At 56.2% G+C, this 292-nt stretch carries 1 protein-coding gene; it reads left to right on the top strand.

What is annotated here, in order from left to right; translation table 11 throughout:
• The coding region (locus tag NPS47_RS25540; RefSeq protein ID WP_274297460.1) for a hypothetical protein at nucleotides 1-292 on the top strand (292 nt) is incomplete at both ends.

Below are 292 nucleotides of genomic sequence, written 5' to 3'. Positions count from 1 at the left end.
ACGGCCCACTGTAGTTGGAAACGCTTTGTATTGCGGCGGTGGCAGCCCCCCGAGAAAGTGTCCGGGCTTCTGGGTACAAATCCAGCTGCCCGCAGCGCTGGCGGGTAAAGAGCTGACCTTGCAACCGGCAATCGTCGAGCAGCGCTATTTTTCTAAAGATCGGCTATATGCCACGGAGAATAACTTTTACGACCAGTTTCTTGATGGCAACTGGGTCGATCCGAAGCAGCTCGGCGAGTTGCCCGGCGGACCCGTATATAACCTTCGCCCAGCGGATTTCACTTACACCCAG

This window comes from Pseudomonas putida (assembly GCF_028682475.1).
Classification (GTDB): Bacteria; Pseudomonadota; Gammaproteobacteria; order Pseudomonadales; family Pseudomonadaceae; genus Aquipseudomonas; species Aquipseudomonas putida_AG.
Note: the sequence above shows the minus strand (reverse complement) of the source record. Positions and strands in the feature narration are given on the sequence as shown.